Below are 19,611 nucleotides of genomic sequence, written 5' to 3' on the forward strand. Positions count from 1 at the left end.
TACCCATCAGATGGTTCTGACCAGTTCTTTCTCGGGTTCGGCGGCGAGCTGGCGGGTGAGCTGCTCGCCCTCGACGTCGATGTTCGGCAAGGCCTTGTCGAGCCACTTCGGAAGCCACCAGGCCGCCTTGCCGAGCAGGGACAGGACCGCCGGGACGATCGTCAGCCGGACGACGAACGCGTCGATCAGGACGCCGAACGCCAGGGCGAAACCGAGGGACTTGATGATCGTGTCGTCGGCGAGGATGAAGCCCGCGAACACGCTGATCATGATGAGGGCGGCGGCGGTGACGACCCGTGCGCCGTACTTGACGCCGCTGATCACCGCGTCGTCCGGGGTGGCGCCGTGGACGTACTCCTCGCGGGCCCGGGTGACCAGGAAGAGCTCGTAGTCCATGGCCAGGCCGAACAGGATGCCGATCAGGAAGATCGGGATGAAGCTGACGATCGGGCCCGTGGACTCGACGCCGAGCAGGCTGTTGAGCCAGCCCCACTGGAAGACCGCGACGACCGCACCGAACGTGGCGGCGACCGACAGCAGGAACCCCGCGGTGGCCTTGATGGGTACGAGGATCGAGCGGAACACGAGCATGAGCAGGATGAACGCCAGCCCGACCACGACCGCGAGGTACGGCAGCAGCGCGTCACTGACCTTCTCGGAGACGTCGATGTTCAGCGCCGCGGTGCCGGTGACGGCGAGCGTGGCGCCCCCGGTCATGGCGGTGAAGCTCTTCTCCTGGGCCCGGATGTTGTGCACGAGGTCCTTGGTGTCCTCGCTGGTCGGGCCGCTCTTCGGGATGACGCTCAGGATCGCGGCGTCGCCGGCCCGGTTGGGTGTCGGCGCGGTGGCCACGACCACGTCGCCGAGCCCGGAGATGATCTTCTGTGCCTGGGTTCCGGCCTCGGCCGCCTTACCCCCGGCGGCCTGGATCACGATGATCAGCGGGCCGTTGAAGCCGGCCCCGAAACCCTCGGAGAGCTGGTCGTACGCCTTGCGCTGGGTGGAGTCCGGTGCCGCCGTGCTGTCGTCGGGCAGGGCGAGCCGCAGGTCGAGCGCGGGGATCGCGATGACGGCGATCGCGGCGACCGGGACGAGCAGGGCCAGGACGCGGTTCTTGACGACCAGGCGGGCCCAGCGCTCGCCGAACGCGGTCTTCGCGGGCTGCTCGTGCTTGCCGGCGGCGGTGCGCTGCGCCTTGGGCAGAACCTTGATGCCGGCAAAGCCGAGCAGGGCCGGCAGCAGTGACAGGCTGACCACCACGGCGACGGCGACGGTGGCCGCCGCGGCGAAGCCCATCGCGGCGAGGAACGGGATGCCGACCACGGCGAGCGCGGCCAGGGCGATGACGACTGTCAGACCGGCGAACACAACGGCGGACCCGGCGGTGCCGACCGCGCGGCCGGCCGCCTCCTCCCCGTCGCGGCCCTCGGCGAGCTCATGGCGGTACCGGGAGACGATGAACAGCGCGTAGTCGATGCCGACGGCCAGGCCGAGCATCAGTGCGAGCGCCGAGGTGGAGCTGGACAGGTCGAAGAAGCCGGTGGCGATCTGGATGCCCGCCATGCCGACGCCGATGCCGATGATCGCGGTCAGCAGGGGCAGGCCGGCGGCGACGAGCGCGCCGAACGTGATCACGAGGACCACGGCGGCCACGGCGACGCCGAGGACCTCGGTGGCACCGGCCTCCGTGGCGGCGACGGTGGCGTCCCCGCCGTACTCCACCTCGATCCCCGACGATGTGACGCTGTCACCGGCGGCGGTCAGGCCGTCGCGGGCCGCATCGGTGAGGTCGGGGGCGGCGACCGTGTAGGTGACGGTCGCGTACGCGGTCTGCGCGTCCTGGGACACGGTCTTCGACTCGAACGGGTCGGCAACGGCGGCCACCTGAGGCGCGGCCTTCAGCGCGGCGACGGCCTTCTCGATCGCCGCTTTCTGGGTGGCACCGGTCAGCTTCGCGTCGCCGTCGACGGTGAAGACGACCTTGGCGCTCGCGGTGTTGCCACCACCGCCCATCTTCTCGGAGATGACGTCGAGCGCCTTCGAGGACTCCGTGCCAGGGATGGAGAACGCGTTGCTGGTCGGCCCGGACAGCGTCGCCGCACCCACGCCCATCAGGGCGAGCACCAGGACCCACAGGGCCAGCACCAGCTTGCGGCGCCTGAACGAGAACCGGCCGAGCCGGTAAAGCAGAGTCGCCACGTGATCCCCCTAGAAGTGCAGTCACTTTCCATTCGGCTCGATCACGGTAAGCCTTAAACTTGCCGAACAGCTAGTTTCTAACTAGCCATGCGGCAAGCGTCACACTGGCCGCTTGGCAAGTATCGAACTGTCCGGTTGGCAAGTATCGAACTGTCCGGTTGGCAAGTACCGAACTGGCCGCTTGGTAAGTACCGAACTGGCCGCTTGACAAGTTACGAACAGATTTCGATAGGCTGAGGGCTCTCCAGGAGACGAGGAACCGTGGCGTCAGCAACCGGGCAGCGACCCCGCGGGGCGGGGCGGCTGCAACTGCACGGCGTGGCACTGCGCCTGTTCGCGCAGAACGGCGTGGAGGGCACCTCCCTGCAGGCCATCGCCGACGAGATGGGCGTGTCCAAGGCCGCGGTCTACTACCACTACAAGACCAAGGACGAGCTGGTCCTGGGCGTGCTGGCCCCCGTGGTCGAGGCCCTCGAGGCGATGGTGGCGCGGATCAGGACCCGGCGCGGCCGGCAGGCCCGCCTCGACGAGCTGCTCACCGGCGTCGTCAACCTGGCCGTCGACTACCACGAGCAGTTCGCCGTCATGCTCGGTGATCCCGCGGTCGGCGCACTGCTCACGACCCACGCCCTCACCCAGGGCTGGGACGAGCTGGCCCACCTCGTCGTCGACCCGTCGGACCCGTCCACCCGGATCGCCCTGTCACTGTTCGGCGCGGGCATCGTCGGCCCGCTGCGCGACCCGGAGCTGAGCAAACTCGGCCCTGAGGTCCTGCGCGAGCAGCTGACCACCCTCGGCCGCCGCCTCCTGCAGATCCGCCGCCGCCCCACTCCCGCCTGACGAATCCCTACACGATCGTAAAGTAGATTCTTATACGATCGTAAAGTAGACGCCTATACGATCGTAAAGTCTGCTGCTACTCTGGCAGCCATGGTCACCGCCGCCGGAAAGCAACGTTTTCTCGACGCCGCGATCCGGCTCTTCGCCCGGCACAGCGTGGCCGGTACCTCGCTGCAGATGATCGGCGACGAGCTGGGCGTCACCAAGGCCGCCGTCCACCACCACTTCCGCTCCCGGCAGGAGCTGCTCCTCGCCGTGATCGAGCCGGTATGCGCCGAGCTGCTGGAAACCGTCGAGGCCGCCGAGGCACTGCGCGGCCGGCACGCCAGGGCCGAGCGGGCCCTCACCGGCTTCGTCGACGTCGTGCTGGGCCATCGTGAGCTGCTGCCCGTGCTCACCGGCGATCCCGGGGCCACCGAGCTGCTCGGCTCCCATCCCGGGCTCGCCGCCGTGACCGGGCGGATGATCGGCCTGCTCGCCGCTGCGGACCCCGGGCCCGGGCCCGGCGGGCGGATCAGGGCCGACATCGTCCTGTCCGGGATCGCCTGCGCGGCCGCCCCGGGACGTAACGACGTCGCGCCGGACAATCTGCGTACCCATGTCGTCGATGCCGGCCGGCGCACCCTCGGCCTGCGTACCCCCCGCCCTGGAAGGACCACCCCGTGAGCAAGCCCGCAGTTCTGATCGTCGGCGCAGGCGCCGTCGGTCATGCCCTCGGCTACCACCTGCACCTGGCCGGCGCCGACGTCACCTTCCTGGTGCGCCCGGGCCGGGTGCCCGCGTTCACCGCTCCGCGGCAGCTGTACGACTACAACGACGACGTGCTGAAGACCTTCGACGGGTATCGCACCGTCGACGGCACCGCGGAGCTCGACGGGCAGGCGTTCGCGTTCGTCGTCGTCACCCTCGACGGGCACGCCAGCCGCACCGATCAGGGCACCGCGACGCTGCGCGCGGTCGGTGAGCTCATCAGCGGCACCGACGCCGTCGTGCTGATGGACGGCATCGGCGTCGACCTGCGGGCATTCTACCGGGAGACGCTGGGCATCCCCGATGAGCGGCTGCTCCATGGTTTCCTGGGCATGCTCGCCCACCAGGGCAGCGCGGGCCTGCCCGTGCCGGCGGGTGCGGACGCGGCGGCGATCGCGGCCGCCGAGATCTGCTACGTGCATCCTTCGAGCAGGATCGGGTTCACCATCGTGCGTACGCATCCGGTGGCCGCGAAGCGCTTCGCGGCCCTGTACGACCGCAGCAAGGTCTCGCGCTGCGGGTTCATGAGCCCGAAGATCGCCGACGTGGTCGGCAGCGCTGTCTTCACCATCTACGCCGCGTGGGACATCGCCGGCTGGCCGCCGATCGGCACCGTCGTGGCCGACAGGGAGCTCTGGTCGCTGGCCTGCCGGGCGCAACGGGAGATCCTGACGCTGCCCCGCAACCGCGCCGTCGGGAAGGTCGCAGGGGCGTTGCTGGGGCCACGCCTCACCGCAGCGATCCACCAGGGCCAGCAGAAGCAGATGCTCCCGCTGGACACCGCGGCGTTCAACCGCTTCCACCACGGCGGCAAGGTCAAGGCGCAGGACACCCGGGTCCTGCGTGACTTCGCCGCCGAGGGGGAGCGCCTCGGCCGCCCGATGACGGCCCTGCGGGAGCTTCTGTCCCGGATCCCCTGAACGCGCGGACCTCAGTCCAGCTCGCGGCGCATGCGCAGGCTGCGGATGTGGTCGTCGGTGCGGGAGAGGGTGGCCCGCACCGTGTCCATCGGCTGGAAGCCGCGCGAGCGGTAGAAACCGATCCCGGCCCGGTCACCGAGGAAGACCGACACCCACATCTCGGTCCCGCCGGCCGCGCGGATCTGCTCGGTGACCCGTTCCAGCAGCAGGGTGCCCAGGCCACGGCCGCGGACCGCCGACTCGAGGTAGACCCGGGACAACTCGCCGACGCCGGGGGCGGTCATGCCACCACCCGCCGCACCCAGGACCCGGCCGTCCTCCTCGACCACCTGGTAGCCGAACCAGTCCGGGGGCGCCGGCGACACGTCCTTGGCGACCCGGGGCTCCTGGTAGAACTCGGCGACGCTGCGCTCGATGTACCCCTCGGGAAGCAGGTCGCGATAGGTCTCGCGATACGCCGCGGAGCAGATCGTGGCGATATCGACCACATCGGCGTCGACGGCTTGACGGACAACGGCGGTCATCGATGATCCTGGCACGCCGACCAGAGTAGATCGTCTTCTCCCCGATGACCCTGGATGTAGAGCACGTCCGACGGATCAGTTGTTGCAGACCATGCCGCGAGGCTGAATGGTGCGCCGGACACCGGGGCAGATCCTCGCCGCTACTGCAAACTGATCAAAGAATCAGGCCAGCAGCGATCGGACCCGGTGGACGAGGTCGTGGGGGCTGAACGGCTTGATCAGATAGTCGTCCGCGCCGATGGTGTAGCCCAGGCTGACGTCGTCGTGACCGCCGAGGGAGCTCAGGATGATCACGGGGATCCGGACCGTGGCCCGCAGCTCCTGCAGCTGGTAGACGACGTCGAAACCGGTCAGCCCGGGCATCGACACGTCGAGGATGACGAGGTCCGGCAGGTGGGTCTCGGCGATGTCGAGTGCCGTCGAGCCGTTGTCGGTGCTCAGCACGTGATACCCGGCGGTCCGCAACTTGACCTCGATCAGCTCCCGGATGCCCTCGTCGTCATCGGCGACCAGGACGGTGGCCGCCTCCCGCGAGGCGACCGGGCCGGTGGCCACCCCCGGCGAGGCGACCAGGACGGTGGGCGCCCCCGCCGAAGCGACCGGGCCGGTGGCCGCCCCGGGCGAGGCGACCGGGCCGGCCGGCAGGGTGGGCGCCGAGGGCGCTGGGGTGATCGTTGCCATGCGCAGTCCATCGGCCTGACTGTTCCGGCGCTGAGCACACCCCGCGTTGCAGCACGGGAGTGATCAGCCGTGCCGGTGCGGCGCGGCCCCCGGGTCCGGGGTGCCGGTGCCCAGATCGACACCCGGGCCGGGCTCACCGGCCTCGACACCCACCCGCTCCGGCGTGACGTGCGCGGCCCGGGCCATGGCCTCGCGTACGGCCAGCACCTGACCGTCGCTGAGGATCGCGCCGAAGTACCGGACCGTGAGCCCGGCAGCTTGCACGGTGGTCTCGTAATGGTTCAGCGAGTCCGACAGGACACCCTCCCTGTCCTCGGCATCGCGGACCGCCGCCGGGGCGACCCCGGCGGCGGGGACGACCGCGAACGTGAGGTCGTGCACCAGCACCGGCTCGACCACGTAGAACCCGACGTCCGCGGGCCGGTGGTCACGCATGAACGCCTCGGCCTCGACGACCGTGGTGCCCTCGGGCAGCACCACGGTCAGCTCCGGGACCAGGTATCCGAGCAACTCGGCGCTGAAGACCGCGAACGTGGACTCCGTCAGCGCGCCGACGCCGGCACCGGTCGCGGCCGACCGCAGCTCCCGGGCGACGTGCCGCGGGTCGGCGCCGGTGACCGGGTGGATCGCGACCGCCGCGCGCCGGTGCACCAGCGGCCCGTCGAAGCTGGTCGTGGCCCGCGCGTCACCGGCGTCGTCGGCCGCCACCTGCGCGGCCGGCGCGGCCGGGGCCGGTGGGACGGTCTCCGCGGGGCGGAAGAACCAGACGCCCGCACCGCAGAGTGCCACCGCCCCCAGCACGAGGGGGATCTTCCTCATGTGCCCGGCGCGTAGCTCGGGGCGTAGACGACCGGTGTCTCGGGCTCGTACTCCACGTACGGCGGATCCGAGGCCACCGGGTCGTTGGCGTTGAGGTCGCCGACAGCGAACTGGATCATCATGTCGCTGTCCTCGTGCACCAGGTTGTGGCAGTGCGTCATGTAGCGACCGCCGGTGTTGCCGTCCCCGGTCGTGAACTGCATGAGCGCCGACACCGTCTCGTTCTCGCCCAGGTAGAAGACGTCCTTGCCGCCGGACTCCCAAGCGTGCGCCTTGCGGTCCGAGGTGGTGTTGCGGGCGATGATCCGGGCGTCGATGAGGTGGATGTGCAGCGGGTGGAACCAGCCGCCGGACTCGTTGACCAGATCCCAGATCTCGATGTCGTACGGCTTCGGGTTGCCCAGGATCCGCTGGAAGTTGCTCTTCTCCACGTCCGCCCACGTCTCACCGTTGACCGTCCACAGGCCGCTCTTGCGCTGGACCCGCAGGGTGCGCCGGACCTTGGCCATCTCCGGCGTGAGCTTGTTGACCTCGATCGCGCCGCGATTCGCCCACGGCTGCGGTCCGAGATCCAGCGTCTTCGGGATCGCGTAGGTGTCCGGGGCCCCCGAATCGGCGACGACCTCGAACTGCATGACCTTGCCGGTGTTGGCGAAGTCCACATTGTTCTTGTTGCTCAGGTTCTTCAGCTCGATCTTCTGACCGGCCTTGTACTTGCGGAAGTCGATGAGGATCTCGTAGCGCTCGGCGACCCCGTGCCGCCAGGACGCGACGGCGTTGACCACGGGGGTCATGCCGGCGTCGGTGCCGACCACGTAGACCGGGTCGCCGGTGCTCAGCCCGAACCGGAACGACCGGGAGATGCTGCCCACCAGCACCCGGAACCGGTAGACCCGCGGCTTGACCGTCATCTTCGGCCACGGCACGCCGTTGACCAGCACGACGTCGCCCATGAACCCGGCGTGGTCGGCGTCCTCGAATGCGACCGAGCCGTCCGCCTTGAAGGCCATGTCGCTCACGACGAGCGGGACGTCGTACTCGCCCTGCGGCAACTGGGCGCGCTCGTACCAGTCGCTCAGGTGGTACTGGGCGGCCAGTCCGGCGAAGACGTTCTGCGCGGTCGTCCCGTGGTTGTGGTCGTGGTACCAGAGGGTCCGGGCCTGCTGCCAGTTCGGGTACTTGTAGGTCTTGCAGCACCCGGGAGCGGTCTGGTCGTTGGCGTACCCGTCGTACTGCGGCAGCGACGCCGAGCCGTGCAGGTGCGTGACGGTGCTGTACTTACCGCCGTGCAGCGGGCTGACCCCCAGCGTGTTGGAGATCCGCACCTCGCTGCGGGTGCCCTGGGGAACCTTGATGGTCGGCCCGGGGAAGATCCCGTTGTAGCCGGCCAGGGTCGTCAGCAGGCCGGGCACGATGGCGGCCTGGCCGACCTTCTGGGTCAGGCGGTAACGCTGGTACGGCCCGGCGTCGTCCACGCCCTGCTCGGCCGGCATCAGCAGCGGTGGCCGCCGGAACAACGCGGCGTACGGCGTCGGCGTGTTCTTGGCAGCCAGCTTGCTCGACGCGGCCATGACCTCGCCGCCGGCCGCCGCGACGAGCAGTCCGCCGCCCCCGAGAGCCAGTGCGCCCCTTAGCAGATTGCGCCGGCTCATATTGGTGCTTGTCATCCCACATCTCCCCGTTGATCTTCCATGTCCTGCTCAACGCAGGTAACACCAGGGAGTATTCGGGCGATCGGGCAGTATTTTCGGCGTTTTGTACTAATTGGGTAGGCGGCGTCGCAGAAGCGCGCCGCCTACCCTTTTCAACTAGTTTGTAACCTGCACGTTAGAGGCCAGAACCCGGCCTCCGATGCTGGTGACGAGGCTGATCGTGGTCACCCCGGCGGGCGCCGGTCCGGTGACCCGGATGCTGAACGCGCCGGTCGCGTCCACAGCTACCGGAGCGCCGATCACCTTGCCGGTCAGGGTGCTGCCGAGCACCGCTTCCACCCGCTGGCCGATGAGCAGACTGCTGGTGCCCGAGATCCGCCACTCGTTGTTGCCCGTGCGGTAGCGCACCGCCAGCCCCGAGAGCGTCTCCGGCGACGGCCGCACGGTCACCTGAGCAGTGGCGACGCCGGCCGGGTTACGGACGGTCAGCTCCAGGACCACCGGGTCGTTGGCGTAGACGAAAGCCGGGTTGGGCCCGGGAGCCGCCGGCAGAACCTGGCCCGGATAGGTGAAGGTGGGACGCGATGTCATCGCACCGGTGAGTGTCACCGCGGGTCCGGACACCTGCCGCCACGCGTACGACTCCACAGCGGTCGACCGGGAACCGTCCAGCGCCACCGCGCGACCGCGGACCACGGTCTGGTCGGCACCCGCGTCCGCCTTCGGAGCGACAGCACCGGTCACGTCGATCGTCACCGTCACGGGCGTGCCGGAACCGCCCGGCCCGGTCACCTCGAGCGTGAACACGTACGTCCCCGCCGCGGCCGGTACGAACGTGGCGGTGGAGGTCATCGCATTGCTCAGCGCCACCGACGGACCCGCGGTCTGGGTCCACTTGTACCGGTCGATCTCACCCGTCGAACCGGTGCCGTCGAGACGTACGGTCTGCCCGATGATCGCCGTGGAGTCCGCGGTCGCACCGGCCACCGGTGCGCCGGGCAGGAACGGGTGCCCGCTGCCGATGATGCTCGCCGTGGCCGTGCCACCCGCCGCGGATGTGACGGTGACGGTGGCAGGCGGGGCCTCGACCCCGGCGAACGGGGAACCGCCGAGCACGCCGAACCCGGTCGCGGTCAGTGCGGGCCGGCCGGCCTTGTCGCTCGAGGTCGCCGCGACGGACAGCTCCTGCGCGTCCGCGTCGTAGCTCAGCCCGGTGATCTGCACGACGTCGACGAGTTTGCGGGTCTTGCGCGGCACCGGCCGGTCACCGGCGTTGACCACCTCGAGCGACGTCCCCGAAGGCACCGGGCCGGTGATCGGGAATCGGCCGTAGTAGTGGCCGCTGGAACCCCGGAGCCGGGTGTTGCGGAAGCCGAGCGCCGCGTTGCCGACGACCTCGATGGCCTGCCCGGGCTCGCTGGTGGCGTACACCTCGGCCACCCCGGAGCCGTCCGCGGCGGTGCTGTAGGTCGCCTGGTCGAGGTCGACGCCGGCGTTGGTGGCGTACCGGCCCTGGACGCTGAACAACTCGGTGAAGCCGACCTGGCCGAGCACCGCGCCGCCGGCCGGGTCGAGCTTCTCGATCCGCACGAAGTTCGTGTTGTACGGGCTCCCCACGACCTTGTGGTTCACGCCGGGGTCCCCTGCGTAACCGGCGGGGGCGGCCGGGGCGACGGCCGGGTCCCACGTGAGGAACGGCCCGATCCGCGAGTTGAGCACCTGCCCGAACGCCCCCGGCACCGCGCCGACGTCCTCGGTCATGTTGATGCCCTTGGCGGTCGCCACGAGGTCGTCGACGCCGTACGGGTGGGTGATCCGGTAGCGCTCCCCCGCCGGCGCCGCGAACCGGATCCGGACCCGGCCGAAGACGATCTCGTCCCCGGCGACCACCTCGTCGTTGGCGAAGGCACCCTCGACGTTGAGCCCGATGGTGGCCTTCACCCCGTTGGTCAGCGTGAGCTCCGCGCCGTCGAGCTGGTAGAAGAACTCCCCGGGGAAGTTGTCGGGGTAGGACACCGGCAGATCGGGGTTCGGGACCTCGTCGGCCAGCGCCGGGCAGAGCGGGTCGTCGAACGAGACACACCCTTCGAGCCGGACGTTGTTGCTGTCGCGGTACCAGGCGGGGAAGCCGTGATCGGCGATCGGCCCGACCTGGACGAGCTTGCCGGAGCGGGCGGCTGCCGGGGGCACGACGACCGCCATCGCCGTACCCCCGATCGGGGCCACGATCGTCACGATCACCCCCAGCACCAGCGCGACCCGTGTGAATCTGTTTTTCATGGAACTCCTGCCAGAGCGGACATCGGACCGAGGTCTAACGACCGCCTGGCCGAGAAGATCTATTCGGCGTCGGTGCAGTCGACGTCGCCACCCGGCAGGGTTCCCCCGCTCAGGAAGGTGACGGTCGCCTGATCGGCGCACGCGGAGCCGGCGTGGTAGACGTAGTGGCCGCCGTTGTCGACGCCGACGAGGGCGGACCGGCCACCGAACTCGGCGTGCAGGCCGGCCGCCGAGTCCCACGGCGTGGCGTTGTCGCGGCGGTTCTGCAGGATGAGGACGTTGCGGGCACCCGTGGCGCTGACGGTGATCGGCCCGTCGATCGGCTGGTTCGGCCAGAAGGCGCACGGCCAGACGTTCGCCGGCATCCCGGCGGTCAGCGGCCAGGCCTCGCGGTCGGCGGCCACGGCGGCCTGGTAGCCGTCGGCGCCGGCCGGCCACGCGACGTCGCCGCACATCAGGGCCACGAACATGGAGGCCTGGTTGTCCGCGGGCACACCCGGGGTGGCCGGCGGCTGGGTCAGGGCCTGAGCGATCAGGGCCTTGTCGGCGTCGGTGAGCTTGCCGTCGGCGAGATCGGCGGCGGCGGTCCACAGCTGGGGCACCATCGGCAGGGTCTCGTTGTGCAGCAGCAGGGCGTACGTCAGGTTGCGCAGCAGTGACCCGTCCAGGGCGGCCTGCGTGCCCGGGATCGGCGCCGGCGTGCGGTCGAGCCGGTCGGCCAGGGCGAGGTAGGAGTCGGTGACCTGCTCGACCGTCCTGCCGCTCTGCTTCGCGGCGACGGCGGCCGCGTCGGGGAACCGTTCGGCCATACCCTTGCCCCACGAGCCGACCTCACCGGCCCAGGCCTTCGCCGGGTCGACGTTGCCCTCCAGGATCAGCTTGCCGGTCCGGTCCGGGAACAGCATGTCGTACGCCACCCCGAGATAGGTCCCGTAGGACTGCCCCCAGTAGGCGAGCTTCTCGACGCCGAGCGCCTGGCGGATCCAGTCGAGGTCCCGGGCGGTGCTGGCGGTGTTGTAATACTTCAGGTCCGGGACCGCCGAGCACTTCTGGGCGATCGACTTGGCGGCCTCGACGTTCGCGGTGATCGAGCCGTCCGCGGCCGGGAACGGGAAGAGCCCGTACACGGGCAGCTCCCCCAGCCCGCAGCTCTGCGGGTTGCTGTGCTCGACACCGCGCGGGTCGAAGCCGATCAGGTCGTACTCGGCCAGGACGGACGCGGGCAGCGTGGGGGCCACCGCGGAGGGCGTGCCGAGGCCCGGCAGCGCGGGACCGCCGGGGTTCAGCACGAGCGCGTCGCGGTGCTCGCCCGCCTTGGCGGTGGACAGCTTGGACACGGCGATCGCGATCGTGGCCGAGCCCGGGTCCTGGTAGTTGAGCGGGACCTGCACGGTCGTGCAGGTCTGCCGGGCGTCACCCGGCGTCGGGCACGCTCCCCACACGAGTGCGGGCGCGGAAGCCGACGACTCGAATGCGACGGGCTTGTCCTCGTCGTCGGCGGCCTCGCAGCCGGTCAGCGCGATCCCCGTCAGCGCCGCGACGGTCATTACTGCAGCGATCTTTCTCATGCCTGAACGCTATTTACCGGGGTGGATCCCCCGAATCCCTCCGGGGTGGACGAAGTGGGGTAGCTCGCACGGGGGACAGCGGGTTCAGGCGGGCAATCCGTCGAGGCGGGCCAGGACCTGGAGCATGACCTCGTCGGCGCCGGCCCCGATCGAGGTCAGGCGGGTGTCGCGGAGCAGGCGGGCGGTCCAGGTGTCCTCCAGGTAGCCCATGCCGCCGTGGAACTGCAGGCACCAGTCGGCGACCTCGCGGACGAGCCGGCCCGCCTTGAGCTTGGCGACCGTCGCCATCCGCGTGATGTCCTCACCGGCCATGAGGGTCTCGCAGGTGACCAGGTTGTGACTGCGCAGCAGCTCCACCTCGGCCTGCAGCTCGGTGAGGCGGAACGCGACGTACTGCCGCTCGGCCAGGGGACGGCCGAAGACCGTGCGGTCACGGACGAAGGCACGGGTACGGTCGAGCGCGTACTGACACTGCCCGACCGCGGTGTACGCGGCGAACATGCGCTCGGTGACGAACTGGCGCATCTGCTGCTGGAATCCGCGCCCTTGCGTGCCGATCGTGTTGGCGACCGGCACCCGGACCTCGTCCAGCACGAGCTCGGCGGTGTCGGAGCAGCGGTTGCCGAGCTTCGAGAACGTACGCGCGACCGTGAAGCCGGGCAGGTCGGTAGGCACCACGATCTGCGACATCCCGCGGTAGCCGGTCTCGCCGGGCGAGGTGCGGGCGAGCAGGCAGAGCCAGTCGGCCTGGGCGCCGTTGGTGATGTAGACCTTGCTGCCGCTGATGACCCAGTCGTCGCCGTCGCGGACCGCCCGGGTGCGCAGCTGGGCCACATCGGAGCCGGTGCCGGGCTCGGTGACGGCGATCGCGGCGACCATCCGCCCGGCGATCGCGGGCGCGAGGTACTGCTCCTTCAGCTCGGGGCTGCCGTACTCGTGCAGGGACGGGGTCGCCATCATCGCCTGCACGCCGATCGCCATCGGGACGCCGGTCGCGTGGATGCGCCCGTACTCCTCGGCCGCCACGAGCTGGAAGCTGGGGTCGGCGCCCTCGCCGCCCCACGCCTCGTCGTATTCCAGGCCGAGCAGGCCCAGCGCGGCGACCTTGGGGAACAGGTCGTGCAGCGGCATGCGGCCCGCGGCCTCCCAGCCGTCGACGTGCGGGTTGATCTCGGTGTCGACGAACCGGCGGACGCTGTCCCGGAACGCGTGATGGTCCTCGTTGAGCCGCATCGGCCGACCGTAGCGAAGGGCCCGGCCGAGAAACAAGCACGCTTGCTTGTTTTTTGCCGCTGTGCCAATGTCAGGTCGCATGACGACCGAGACGCTCCGGGTCGGTAACTGCTCCGGCTTCTACGGCGACCGGTTCACCGCGATGCGCGAGCTGCTCGAGGGCGGCGGGCTGGACGTGCTCACCGGCGACTACCTGGCCGAGCTGACCATGCTGATCCTGGGCCGCGACCGAGCCCGTGACCCCGCGACCGGCTATGCCAGGACGTTCCTCGCCCAGCTCGAGGACTGTCTCCGGCTCGCCCTCGACCGCGGTGTCCGCATCGTCGCCAACGCGGGCGGCGTCAACCCCACCGGCTTGGCGGCGGCCGTGCGTGACCTCGGCCTCACCACCAGGATCGCAGTGGTACGCGGTGACGAGCTCGACCCCGGCAAGCACGCCTATCTCGGGGCGTTCGGGATCGCCCGTGCCCTCGAAGCCGGCGCCGACGTCGTGGTGACCGGCCGCGTCACCGATGCATCGCTGACCATCGGGCCGGCGATCGCGCACTTCGGCTGGGGCCGCGCCGACCTCGACTCGCTCGCCGGGGCCACCGTTGCCGGTCACGTGCTCGAATGCGGCACCCAGGCCACGGGTGGGAACTACGCGTTCTTCACCGAGCTGGACGACCTGGGCGCCCCCGGTTTCCCGATCGCCGAGCTGCGGGCAGACGGGTCCAGCGTCATCACGAAGCAGCCGGGGACGGGCGGCGCGGTCACGGTCGGCACGGTCACCGCCCAGCTCGTCTACGAGATCGGCGACGCGCGCTACGCCGGGCCCGACGTCACCACCCGCCTCGACACGGTCCGGTTGCGGCAGGCGGGCCCGGACCGGGTCGAGATCTCAGGGGTACGCGGGGAGCCGCCCCCGCCGGACCTGAAAGTCGCCTGCACGGCGGTCGGCGGCTACCGCAACGAGATGACCGTCGTGCTGACCGGCCTCGACATCGACGCCAAGGCCGCACTGTTCCGCCGGCAGTTCCCGGACGACGGCCCCGCCGAGGTCGAGTGGACCCTCGCCCGGCTCGACACCGCGGACGCCGCCACCCAGCAGCAGGCCTCCGCGCTGCTGACCGTCGTCGCCCGGCACGCCGACCCGAAAGTGGTGGGCCGCGCGTTCACGAACGCCGCCGTCGAGCTGGCGCTGGCCAGTTACCCCGGCTTCTTCAGCACCACGCCGCCAGGAGACGCCCGCCCCTACGGCGTGTTCACCGCCGAGTACGTCCCGCAATCCGTCCCCGCCCACGAGGTGGTCCTCGACGACGGAACCGTCACCCGGATCGGTCCGCCGACGGTGACCCGCCCGCTGGAACCACTGCACGGACCGGCCGCCTCGCCGGTCTCCCCGCCGGTCGAGTCCTCGGCAGGGACCGGCTCGGGACCGGTGCGCGGCGCTGGCTCGGGACCGGAGCGCGGGGCCGGCTCGGGACCGGAGCGCGGGGCCACAGTGCGGCGGGCGCTCGGCACGGTGGTGGGGGCGCGGTCGGGGGACAAGGGCGGGGACGCGAACATCGGGCTGTGGGTTCGGGACGTCTCGGCGTACCCATGGCTGGAGAACTTGATCTGTGAAGAGACCGTGCGGGAGCTGTTGCCGGAGACGGCGGGGCTGGCGATCCGGATCACCCGGCTGCCGAACCTACTGGCCGTGAACGTGGTGATCGAGGGGCTGCTCGGCGCGGGTGTCGCCTACAACGCGCGGTTCGACCCGCAGGCCAAGGGGCTCGGCGAATGGCTGCGGTCCCGGCACGTCGAGATCCCTGTGGAGGTACGGTGACCGTCCTGCGGTCCACGCTAGCGCCGGACGAAGCCGCGCGGCAGTCCATGCTGGACGCGCTCGCCGAGGTCGCCGCCGAGACAGCGAAAGCCGTCGCCGGCGGCGGGGAGAAGGCCGTCGCCCGGCACCACGCACGCGGCAAACTCACCGCCCGGGAACGCATCGAGCTGCTGCTCGACCTGGACGCGCCGTTCCTGGAGCTGGCCGCGCTGGCGGGATACGGCTCCAGCTTCGCCGTGGGTGGCAGCGTGGTCGCCGGGATCGGGGTGGTCAGCGGCGTCGAGTGCCTGCTGATCGCGAACGACCCGACGGTCAAGGGCGGGTCGAGCAACCCGTGGTCGCTGCGCAAGACGCTGCGGATGCACGAGATCGCCCGGCAGAACCGGCTCCCGGTCATCGCGCTGGTCGAGTCGGGTGGCGCCGACCTGCCCACGCAGAAGGAGGTCTTCATCCCGGGCGGCGCGGTCTTCCGGGACCTGACCCGGCTGTCCGCCGCGGGGATCCCGACGATCGCGCTGGTGTTCGGCACGTCGACGGCCGGGGGCGCGTACCTCCCCGGGATGAGCGACCACGTCGTGATGATCGAGAAACGGTCGAAGGTCTTCCTCGCCGGGCCGCCGCTCGTCAAGGCCGCCACCGGCGAGGACTCCGACGACGAGTCGCTGGGCGGCGCCGAGATGCACGCCCGCGTGTCCGGCCTCGCCGATCACTACGCCGCCGACGAGCAGGACGCCATCCGGATCGGCCGGCAGATCGTCGCGCGGCTCAACTGGCGCAAGGCGGGCCCCTGCCCGGGCGACACGGTGCCGCCGCGGTTTCCCGCCGAGGAGCTGCTGTCGATCGTGCCGCCCGACCTGCGGACCCCGTTCGACCCACGCGAGGTGATCGCCCGGATCGTCGACGACAGCGACTTCGACGAGGTCAAACCGCTCTACGGCGGCTCGCTGGTGACCGGCTGGGCGCGGCTGCACGGCTACCCGATCGGCATCCTCGCCAACGCCCGCGGCGTGCTGTTCAGCGAGGAGGCGCAGAAGGCGACGCAGTTCATCCAGCTCGCCAACAAGTCGGACACTCCCCTGCTGTTCCTGCACAACACCACCGGCTACATGGTCGGCAAGGAGTACGAGCAGCGCGGCATCATCAAGCACGGCGCCATGATGATCAACGCGGTCTCCAACTCCACGGTCCCGCACATCTCCCTGCTGATCGGCAACTCGTACGGCGCCGGCCACTACGGCATGTGCGGCCGCGCGTACGACCCGAGATTCGTCTTCACCTGGCCCAGCGCCCGCTCGTCGGTGATGGGCGCCAAACAGCTCGCCGACGTCACCTACCTGGTCTCCAAGGCGTCCGCGCAGGCCCAGGGCAAACCGTTCGACGAGGACGGCGCCCAGGTCGTCCAGCACATGATCGAACAGCAGATCTCCGCGGAGGCCATGCCCCTGGTGCTGTCCGGCATGGTCTACGACGACGGCATCATCGACCCCCGCGACACCCGCGACGTCCTGGGCGTCGCCCTCTCCGCGATCCACACCGCCCCGGTCCAGGGCACCACCGCCTTCGGCGTCTTCCGGATGTGAGCCCGATGATCACCAGTGTCCTCGTAGCCAACCGCGGCGAGATCGCCCGCCGCATCTTCACCACCTGCCACCGCCGCGGCCTGGCGACGGTCGCCGTCTTCAGCGACCCGGACGCCGGCAGCCCCCACGTCCACGAGGCCGACAGCGCCGTACGCCTCCCCGGCTCCACCCCCGCCGACACCTACCTCCGCGGCGACCTCATCATCGAAGCCGCCCGACGCGCCGGCGCCGACGCGATCCACCCGGGCTACGGCTTCCTGGCCGAGAACGCGGCCTTCGCCAGCGCGGTGCAGGCGGCCGGCCTGACCTGGATCGGCCCCAGCGCCGACGCGATCTCCCTGATGGGCTCCAAGATCGAGTCCAAGTCCCTGATGGCCGCCGCGGGCGTACCCGTCCTGGAGCGCCTCGACCCGGCCACCATCACCGAGGCGGACCTGCCGGTCATGGTCAAGGCTTCCGCCGGTGGTGGCGGGCGCGGCATCCGGATCGTCTTCTCCCTTTCCGACCTGTCCTCTGCCATCGACGAGGCCTCGCGTGAGGCGTCATCCGCCTTCGGGGACCCCACTGTTTTTTGCGAGCGCTACATCGCCACCGGCCACCACATCGAGGTCCAGATCATGGCCGACGCGCACGGTACGGTCTGGGCGCTCGGCGAACGCGAATGCTCCCTGCAGCGCCGCCACCAGAAGGTCATCGAGGAGGCCCCCGCCCCGCTCGTCGACCGGGTGGGCGGTGACCTGCGCAAACGCCTGCATGCCGCGGGCCGGGACGCCGCTGCCGCGGTCGGCTATGTCGGCGCCGGCACAGTGGAGTTCCTCGCCGACGACGACGGCGAATTCTGGTTCCTGGAGATGAACACCCGCCTCCAGGTCGAACACCCGGTCACCGAATGCGTCACCGGCACGGACCTGGTCGCCCTCCAGCTCGACATGGCCGAGGGCGCCCCGCTCACCGGCCCGGAACCAGCCATGACCGGCCACGCCGTCGAAGCCCGCCTCTACGCGGAGAGCCCGGTCGACGACTGGCGACCGCAGACCGGCACGGTGCATCTGTTCGACATACCTGCGGTGGAAGGCATCAGGCTCGACTCCGGCGTCGAGGCCGGCACGGTCATCGGCACGCATTACGACGCGATGCTGGCCAAAGTCATCTCGCACGCCCCCAGCCGCGTCGCCGCCATCCGCCAGCTCGCCGCCACCCTGCGCCGATCCCGCATCCACGGCGTGACCACCAACCGCGATCTGCTCGTGGGAAGCCTGCTGCACCCGACGTTCCTGGACGGCACGGCTTCCACGAGCTTCTATGCCGACCATCCGCCTGCCTCGCTGGTCATCTCTCCCGGGCTCGATCTCCAGCTCGCGGCCCTGATCGCGGCGTTGTCCGACGCCGCCCACGAGCGGGGACCCCTGCTTCCCGGTGTTGCCGGCGGCTTCCGGAACATTCCCGTCGGCTATCGCACGCGGGGGTATGCGATCGGCGACGTTTCGCTGCTCACGGCGTACCGTCTCGCCCGGGGAATTTTAGATGTTCCGGACCTGTCCGGAATCTCCTTGGTCTCGGCCTCCCCGGCCCGGGTTGTTCTCGACGTCGACGGCGTGCGCCGAGCCTTCCGCATCGGCCGCTTCGACGACACCGTGGTGATCGACAGCCCGGCCGGATCCCTCTCGCTGCGCCGCCTCCCCCGCTTCACCGACCCGTCCACCCAGCTCCCGCCCGGCGCCCTGACCGCCCCCATGCCCGGCACGGTCGTCCGCATCGACGTGGCGGTGGGCGAAACCGTCACAGCCGGCCAACCGTTGGTCCGCCTGGAGGCGATGAAAATGGAACACGCGGTACACGCCCCTGCGGCCGGCACGGTAACCGAACTCCCGGTGCGGGTAGGCCAGCAGGTCAGCCAGGGCACCCCGCTGGCAGTGGTGAGCCATGACGTCCCCACCTAAACAGGACCGCTCCCGCGCCACCCGCCAACGCCTCCTCGAAACAACCATCCACTGCCTGGCCACGGACGGCTGGGAAGTCTCGACGGTCGCCTTCATCGCCGCCCGCTCAGGCATCAGCCGAGGCGCGGTCCAACACCACTTCCCCACCCGCGAAGCCCTCATCCTGGCCGCCCTGGAACACATGTTCTCCTCGCGAGCCGCCCTGCTCGACAACCTCCCCGAACCCACCGGCACCGGCCCCGAACGCGTCCACGCCGTGGTCACCGGCCTGGTGGACGCCATCGGCGGCGAACTCTTCCAAGCCGCCCTCCAGGTCTTGACAGCAGCCGCCGCCGACCCCGACCTCCGCGCCGTGGTGGTCCCCCTGGAACGCCACTTCGCCCGAGGCGTCCACACCCGAGCCGTCCGCCTCCTCGGCGTGGACGACACGGACCCCGCGGTCCGCGCCCTGATCCAAGCCACCCTCGACCTCGCCCGAGGCCTGGCCCTGGCCAACATCCTCACCGACGACACCCGCCGCCGCACCCACGTCATCCAGGCCTGGTCCACCCAGCTGGCCGCCGCCCTTTCCTGACGGCCCATGAGGCCCGCAAACTCAAGCAAGTCGCCCACCCTCGCTGCGCCTTGCCGCCCAATCTGCGCCCACTGTCAAACTCGCCCCATCACTAATCTGCTGTCTCACCCGACGCCGGCCAAGCGGCTTGGTGCTGCGACCTGGCACTGTCCGGATCTGCCGATGACAACAAGGCGGCCAATGAACTCGTGGCACGGTGAGCACGACGATCGCCTCCCAGGATCCATCCGCCACCACTTCA

Annotated in this window: 15 protein-coding genes; 7 read left to right on the forward strand and 8 right to left on the reverse strand. The window is 70.4% G+C overall.

What is annotated here, in order from left to right:
- Nucleotides 1–6: 6 nt before the first annotated feature.
- Complete coding sequence (locus Aco04nite_RS47615) at nucleotides 7–2,199, reverse strand: MMPL family transporter (protein WP_213003766.1); 2,193 nt, start codon at nucleotides 2,197–2,199, stop codon at nucleotides 7–9.
- A 261-nt stretch (nucleotides 2,200–2,460) separates the two neighbouring features.
- Between Aco04nite_RS47615 and Aco04nite_RS47620 the strand changes: the two genes are divergently transcribed.
- The 3 genes from Aco04nite_RS47620 to Aco04nite_RS47630 all read left to right on the forward strand — a co-directional run bounded on the left by Aco04nite_RS47620 (nucleotide 2,461) and on the right by Aco04nite_RS47630 (nucleotide 4,709).
- The gene (locus Aco04nite_RS47620; RefSeq protein WP_213003767.1) at nucleotides 2,461–3,039 is read left to right on the forward strand and encodes a TetR/AcrR family transcriptional regulator; all 579 of its coding nucleotides are present in this window, start codon (nucleotides 2,461–2,463) and stop codon (nucleotides 3,037–3,039) included.
- A gap of 90 nt (nucleotides 3,040–3,129) precedes the next feature.
- Nucleotides 3,130–3,705: a TetR/AcrR family transcriptional regulator gene (locus Aco04nite_RS47625; protein ID WP_213003768.1), complete on the forward strand. Its 576-nt coding sequence runs from the start codon at nucleotides 3,130–3,132 to the stop codon at nucleotides 3,703–3,705.
- Complete coding sequence (locus Aco04nite_RS47630; RefSeq protein WP_213003769.1) at nucleotides 3,702–4,709, forward strand: 2-dehydropantoate 2-reductase N-terminal domain-containing protein; 1,008 nt, start codon at nucleotides 3,702–3,704, stop codon at nucleotides 4,707–4,709. The genes Aco04nite_RS47625 and Aco04nite_RS47630 overlap by 4 nt, the downstream gene beginning before the upstream one ends.
- A gap of 11 nt (nucleotides 4,710–4,720) precedes the next feature.
- Here Aco04nite_RS47630 and Aco04nite_RS47635 read toward each other — a convergent pair whose 3' ends face one another.
- From Aco04nite_RS47635 to Aco04nite_RS47665, 7 genes are all read right to left on the reverse strand, one after another.
- Entirely contained in the window at nucleotides 4,721–5,233 is a 513-nt protein-coding gene (locus Aco04nite_RS47635) for a GNAT family N-acetyltransferase (protein WP_213003770.1), read from the reverse strand.
- A 162-nt stretch (nucleotides 5,234–5,395) separates the two neighbouring features.
- Entirely contained in the window at nucleotides 5,396–5,914 is a 519-nt protein-coding gene (locus Aco04nite_RS47640; RefSeq protein ID WP_244876830.1) for a response regulator transcription factor, read from the reverse strand.
- Between the two features lie 63 nt (nucleotides 5,915–5,977).
- Nucleotides 5,978–6,733: a hypothetical protein gene (locus Aco04nite_RS47645; RefSeq protein ID WP_213003771.1), complete on the reverse strand. Its 756-nt coding sequence runs from the start codon at nucleotides 6,731–6,733 to the stop codon at nucleotides 5,978–5,980.
- The gene (locus Aco04nite_RS47650; RefSeq protein WP_213003772.1) at nucleotides 6,730–8,400 is read right to left on the reverse strand and encodes a multicopper oxidase family protein; all 1,671 of its coding nucleotides are present in this window, start codon (nucleotides 8,398–8,400) and stop codon (nucleotides 6,730–6,732) included. Before Aco04nite_RS47650 ends, Aco04nite_RS47645 begins: the two co-directional genes overlap by 4 nt.
- A 141-nt stretch (nucleotides 8,401–8,541) precedes the next feature.
- Nucleotides 8,542–10,665: a PKD domain-containing protein gene (locus tag Aco04nite_RS47655; protein WP_213003773.1), complete on the reverse strand. Its 2,124-nt coding sequence runs from the start codon at nucleotides 10,663–10,665 to the stop codon at nucleotides 8,542–8,544.
- A gap of 59 nt (nucleotides 10,666–10,724) precedes the next feature.
- Nucleotides 10,725–12,233, reverse strand: a complete 1,509-nt coding sequence (locus tag Aco04nite_RS47660; RefSeq protein WP_213003774.1) for an alpha/beta hydrolase — start codon at nucleotides 12,231–12,233, stop codon at nucleotides 10,725–10,727.
- Nucleotides 12,234–12,317: 84 nt separating this feature from the next.
- A complete protein-coding gene (locus Aco04nite_RS47665; protein WP_213003775.1) occupies nucleotides 12,318–13,466 on the reverse strand; it encodes an acyl-CoA dehydrogenase family protein in 1,149 nt (382 codons plus the stop codon).
- A 79-nt stretch (nucleotides 13,467–13,545) separates the two neighbouring features.
- Between Aco04nite_RS47665 and Aco04nite_RS47670 the strand changes: the two genes are divergently transcribed.
- The 4 genes from Aco04nite_RS47670 to Aco04nite_RS47685 are packed head-to-tail and all read left to right on the forward strand — an operon-like array spanning nucleotide 13,546 to nucleotide 19,370.
- The gene (locus Aco04nite_RS47670) at nucleotides 13,546–15,276 is read left to right on the forward strand and encodes an acyclic terpene utilization AtuA family protein (protein WP_213003776.1); all 1,731 of its coding nucleotides are present in this window, start codon (nucleotides 13,546–13,548) and stop codon (nucleotides 15,274–15,276) included.
- Nucleotides 15,273–16,856 carry an acyl-CoA carboxylase subunit beta gene (locus tag Aco04nite_RS47675; protein WP_438875011.1) on the forward strand — a complete coding sequence of 528 codons (1,584 nt, stop codon included), beginning with the start codon at nucleotides 15,273–15,275 and terminating at the stop codon, nucleotides 16,854–16,856. Before Aco04nite_RS47670 ends, Aco04nite_RS47675 begins: the two co-directional genes overlap by 4 nt.
- Nucleotides 16,857–16,861: 5 nt before the next feature.
- Nucleotides 16,862–18,796, forward strand: coding sequence for an acetyl/propionyl/methylcrotonyl-CoA carboxylase subunit alpha (locus Aco04nite_RS47680; protein ID WP_213003778.1), 1,935 nt, complete (start codon nucleotides 16,862–16,864; stop codon nucleotides 18,794–18,796).
- Complete coding sequence (locus Aco04nite_RS47685) at nucleotides 18,780–19,370, forward strand: TetR/AcrR family transcriptional regulator (protein ID WP_213003779.1); 591 nt, start codon at nucleotides 18,780–18,782, stop codon at nucleotides 19,368–19,370. Before Aco04nite_RS47680 ends, Aco04nite_RS47685 begins: the two co-directional genes overlap by 17 nt.
- The last annotated feature ends 241 nt before the right edge of the window (nucleotides 19,371–19,611 follow it).

Source organism: Winogradskya consettensis (assembly GCF_018332715.1).
Lineage (GTDB): Bacteria > Actinomycetota > Actinomycetes > Mycobacteriales > Micromonosporaceae > Actinoplanes > Actinoplanes consettensis.